Raw genomic sequence first — 4865 nt, 5'->3', positions numbered from 1 at the left:
ATGATGATTTCTCAGGAGAGGCCGTTTGATGGCAATACTTATTTTTCTTTTCCTTATCCCATTTGCCGTTTTTGCCAGTGGGTTTGTATTCGGCTATTTCAGCGGGAAGGCAGCGCGGAACGCATGAAGCAGTGTCCTGTGAAGAAGCATCATATAAAAATACCCGCCCGTGTGCGATTCGGGCAGGCAAAAATTGGCTTCTTGCTCAGCGATTGCAGCGAATTCGAACCTAAATGCTGGCGACCAGACATGAAGATGTTTTGAGCGGCAAGGAACCGTAAGTGTCCTCAAAATACTGGCTTGCAGAGAGTCATTGATTTGAAGTATTGAGAAAATAAGCTCCCGCAGCGAGATTGGAAGCAACAAAAGACAGAACTTCCAGCTCAGGAGCCGACGATGCATAAGCACCTAAGCCGCATCATACAAGAATTTGACCTGTTTCCAAAGGCTCTTGTTAGCGTGGTGTCTGCCTATATTTTGTACCTGATGCTTGAATCTCGGGGACACAACGCCAAGCAGGCATCGACTTTGATGGGTATCCCCGAGTCATCTTTTTCGAGAATGTTGAATCGACCAGATAGCCTGATCTTGGCAAAGGGCAGCCTCAATCGAGCTGCAAGGCGACGCCTGGCAGCTCTGCAAAGCGGCAAAAAAGGAAAAAGACCCTTGGTCATAATCGACAGTACTTTAAGCGGTCGGCGTGGAAAATACGTTGAAAATGCCTCTTTCTATAAGCTTGGAAAGAAGTCGATTCGAGGGCATAAGCTGATCAATTTTATTCTATACCTGGATGGCGAAATAGTCCCACTATCTGTTGTGGCCCATTATTCAAGAGCATACTGTGAAGAGAATGGCTACACGTATAAGACCGAAAATGAACTGGTGATTGAGTGGTTGAATTGGCTCCATGCCAGCAATCTATTTGTGAGGGAAGACATAAAGCACCTGCATTTCGTTTGCGATGCGGGCTACGATGCCAAGAAAGTTCAGAAAGCCATCAACCGTATTGGTTGCCATTTTACAATGTGCATCAAGAGCAACAGACTCATTGAAGGTCAATCGATTGAAGAATATTTCTGCAGACAACGAATCATCCCCTGGCAGTCGATTCGGCTTTTTGCCGAAAAAGACGGGAAAAAGGTGCGAAAGGAATATCGCATAAGAATTGCCTCGAACGTTCAACTCAAAGGATTTGGGCCTGTTTCGGCGGTATACTCAGAAGCAAAAAAAAGGGATGGCAAGAGGTCGAAGAAATATATCGTTTCAAGTCAAACGGGACTTTCTGGGCGGGAAATCGTGGAAAATTACCGGAACCGTTGGGCCATCGAGATTCGCCAGCCTCATTGCTCTGATTGTAAGAACTTTTATCGAGCATCTTGATGAGTTCCGAGTTGTCTTTTCTTAGTATTTTCATGGTCTTGCCCGTTTCTGTTGTCAGACGATTTTATCTTATTCTTTTGCCTATGACTTGTTAAGTGAGAAGGAGGGTTGTCCGTCGACCAGCTTCGCGTTTTTAACCAAGCTCGAAGATCGTTGAGGCGAATCATTTCCTTTTCATCTGCCCAAACAATTATCCTCCCTTGCTTTCCTCCGAGCTGGCGAAATTGAATCCAGCCATGTTTCGTGGCCCAACTATAGATTGTCACTTTTGGTATTTCCATGGCTCTGGCGAAGTCATCGAGCCACCATTCATTTTTTCCAAGGAGAGCTTCTTTACTCGAGGATTTCGGACGTCGACTTATTTTTCTCTTCCTGGAAAGAATACTGGCAATAATTCCACCACTGAATTTTTTAGCTCTCTTTGGTGGATGCCAGCCTTCCTGGTTGATATGTGTAGCAATGGACTCGGTTGTTTTACCCTGATCATACAGTTCTATGATCCTATTCATCAACTCTTGATAACCCTCCATCTGATCATATCGAGCTACGGGACGTTTTATGTTGTGATAAGTAAAAACATCGCCATTCCATCGGAGGTGCACCGATAGGTTTTCAGTTCCATTATCGACCTTCGCTATCACCTGTTTAAGCAAAATTCGCACTATCTCCTGGCGGTCTTTATTGCTTGTAGCGGGATCATCCCAAACGGCAGGAATATTGGCAGCAAGCTCACGAATGGCATTGCGGTCATGTTCGGTGAAAAGGTCCACTTCCTTCGATACGAAACGTTCATATTCTTCCTTGATCGTCTCTTGTTCAGCAAGTTTATCCTCCCATTTCCGTTCAAGTTCTCTCGCAACCAGCCTGTTTTCAGGGTCAACAGAGTGATAGTATCTTGAAGCTTTGGAAACTTCGTATTCGGCTCGTTCAAGGCGTTGATGCCAGTCTTTCAATATGCGACCCTGCTCCTTTTCAATATGCTCGCAGGCTGCCAGACTCAGGTCGAGGGATGCTGGCTTTATTGCTTCCAAGACCTGCTCGGCTACCAATCTGTCCAGAGTATTTCCTGTAAAACTTTGGCAATTTTTTTTTCCATAATCAATGTAATCACGCCCACAGTAATAGCGAAATAGTCCATCTTTTTTCAAATAGACGACGCTCATACGACCACCACAAATTCCACAAGTTAGAATGCCACAAAGAAGTGCACAGCCCTGGCGTGATGCTCCCACGAAGGATGCTCTGGCACGGTTCTCTTCGAGTCTCTTTTGATTGTCAAGGTAGCGCTCCCACGAAATATAGGATGGCAAGCGGTCTTTCAACAGAACCTCGCAGTCCTCGGCAGTCCGGATTTTTCGCCCGGTAGCTGGCCGTCCAGCGATCTTCGCCCGAGGGTCGACAGGTCGATAGCCATATCTATACGCACCGGCATATACCGGATGATGTAACAGCCCCTGCAGTGTAGCTCGATTTGGTGGTCGCCATTCTATATTGCCGCGATTGAGACCATAATGCGGCCGAATCCCTATTCTGATCTCGTTTCTGGTGAGATATTGAAGCAGACCGTTCAAACTTTTTAGTTCATCGAACTTTTCGAAAATCAATCGGACTATGCTCTGCACCTGTTCATCTGGATCCAAAATCAATTCACCGGACGGGCTCCGAACGTAACCAATCGGAGGGTGGTTGAACAGCTCTCCTCGCCTTGCCTTGTTCCAGCGTCCTTGCCGTAATCTGCCGTGCAGTATATGAAGCTCCGCTTCACTCATGGCACCTTTCAAACCCAGCAGTAACCTGTCGTTATAGTTTGTGGGATCATAGAGTCCGTCCTGATCTGCAAGCAGTGTTTGGAAAAGCGCGCATAGTTCAAGAAGGTGGTGCCAGTCTTTGCATGAACGCGCCAGTCGGCTCATTTCAAGTCCCAGAATGATTCCAGCGTGATCCAAACCGATTTCGGCTAGCAATCTTTGAAACCCAACCCTCCCTACCGATGACTGTGCACTGCATCCCTGATCATCATCGATTACAATAACACGATCAGCTTTCCACCCAAGGGATGTTGCCCTTTGAACAAGAGCATATTGCAGAGCAGTAGATTCCTTATGTTCTATTACCTGCTGTGGAGATGATTGCCTTACATAAACAAATGCCAATCGATCAAGATGCCTTTGGTTAAGCTTCCCCGTGAGATTTTCTGCTGTTGATTTTTTTTCTGATTTACTCATTGGTGATGCCCTTTTTTAGGTGATTTATCTCTATTTTTTGCTTTAGCACGCGTGATAGTATTGCCAGAATCTGCTGGCGATCCGCATGGCCTAAGTTGTTCCAGAGAATCGGCGCCGGGCTTTCCCGCTGGCGATTTTCTGGCTTTTGAAACGGGGGGGGATACTGCAGTCTTTGTCGTGGGAGGGCATGGAATACCTCCTTGCATATTTCTGCTGCTGGAAATTTTTTGTAGGTACCAAAGATAAAGCCTGCGTAGCGCCTCCGGTGATACCACAGGTCGCTCGCTGACCAAAATAGAAGTTCTGTCTTCATTAGCATTAAGGCTGGAAGATTGAATCCTGGCACAAGGACATGAAGCAAAATCACGGTTACGGTGACTGCCGGTCGGCTTGCTTCAGGGCTTTTGAAGCCCATGTTAACTTTTGTCTCACGGCTTATAATCTGCAGAGATGCAATGAATCCGGCATTCCCAGGCCTGGAACTTCGATCGCCGAATATATTGGGGTGAGAAAGCTGCAGGACGGAGCACAAATCCTCAACCAGTTTAACGGGGTACAGCGCTTTAAAAAGGCAGCAAACGAGGCACTTGGGGAGATAATGATCACGAACGTAGCGTGATATCAGGCGTTGTGGATTTTAGTGTGAAATCTGTGCAATCGCTGAGTTCTTGAGTGCGTAAATGAACTTTAACATTTTTGCAGAAAAAAACCCAACCGTTTACCACGACCGGGTTCAATCACAATCAGAAATAGCGGGTTGCATTGTCCTTACATTTTACCATACCCCTCGAGCCTGAGGGAAAAAAAAAAGCAAGGCGCACCCTGGGGGGCATGTGTTCAAGCATGCGGATACCCGGCGGTCGATGGAGGAAATCGTTTCCTTCATAAAAAACCAATACCCCGGCGAGGCGCTTGATGGCCCGCTTCGGGTAAGAATCATTGCCTATAGAACGCGGCCCAAATCCAGAAAGGATGCCGTCTTCGCTGATACCAAGCCGGATTATGACAACATCGAAAAGCTGATCGGGGACGCCCTTGAAGGGATTCTTTGGGTCAATGATTCGCGGATTGTGGACGGAAGGTGTGTGAAGCTCTATGCCCCAAGGGGGCAGCCTGGATGGATGGAGATCTGGGTGGATCAGTTAAGGCAAAAATCTCATCACTTCAGTATGGAAAAGGCGCATGAATGGATTTGAACACGGACACCCTTCAATCACTGGCGGTGGGTGCCTCAGGTGGCCTCCCGATGATTCTTTTTCT

At 46.9% G+C, this 4865-nt stretch carries 4 protein-coding genes and 1 pseudogene; 2 read left to right on the top strand and 3 right to left on the bottom strand.

Translation table 11 applies throughout. From position 1 onward, the window contains the following. The coding region (locus VE954_RS35705; RefSeq protein WP_324962117.1) for a hypothetical protein at window positions 1–190 on the bottom strand (190 nt) is incomplete at its 3' end. A 206-nt stretch (window positions 191–396) separates the two neighbouring features. On the opposite strand from VE954_RS35705, the gene VE954_RS35700 reads away from it, so the two are divergent. After that, window positions 397–1380 carry a transposase gene (locus VE954_RS35700; RefSeq protein WP_324962115.1) on the top strand — a complete coding sequence of 328 codons (984 nt, stop codon included), beginning with the start codon at window positions 397–399 and terminating at the stop codon, window positions 1378–1380. On the opposite strand, the gene VE954_RS35695 is transcribed toward VE954_RS35700, so the two are convergent. After that, window positions 1365–3605 (bottom strand): recombinase family protein, encoded by a 2241-nt coding sequence (locus tag VE954_RS35695; protein WP_324962113.1) that lies wholly within the window; start codon window positions 3603–3605, stop codon window positions 1365–1367. The genes VE954_RS35700 and VE954_RS35695 overlap by 16 nt on opposite strands. Next, a complete protein-coding gene (locus tag VE954_RS35690) occupies window positions 3598–4020 on the bottom strand; it encodes a hypothetical protein (RefSeq protein ID WP_324962111.1) in 423 nt (140 codons plus the stop codon). The genes VE954_RS35695 and VE954_RS35690 overlap by 8 nt, the downstream gene beginning before the upstream one ends. A gap of 412 nt (window positions 4021–4432) precedes the next feature. Between VE954_RS35690 and VE954_RS35685 the strand changes: the two are divergent. After that, window positions 4433–4801: pseudogene (locus VE954_RS35685) on the top strand (RusA family crossover junction endodeoxyribonuclease); the annotation flags it as partial. Window positions 4802–4865 lie beyond the last annotated feature (64 nt).

Source organism: Oligoflexus sp., from assembly GCF_035638955.1.
Lineage (GTDB): Bacteria > Bdellovibrionota_B > Oligoflexia > Oligoflexales > Oligoflexaceae > Oligoflexus.
Note: the sequence above shows the minus strand (reverse complement) of the source record. Positions and strands in the feature narration are given on the sequence as shown.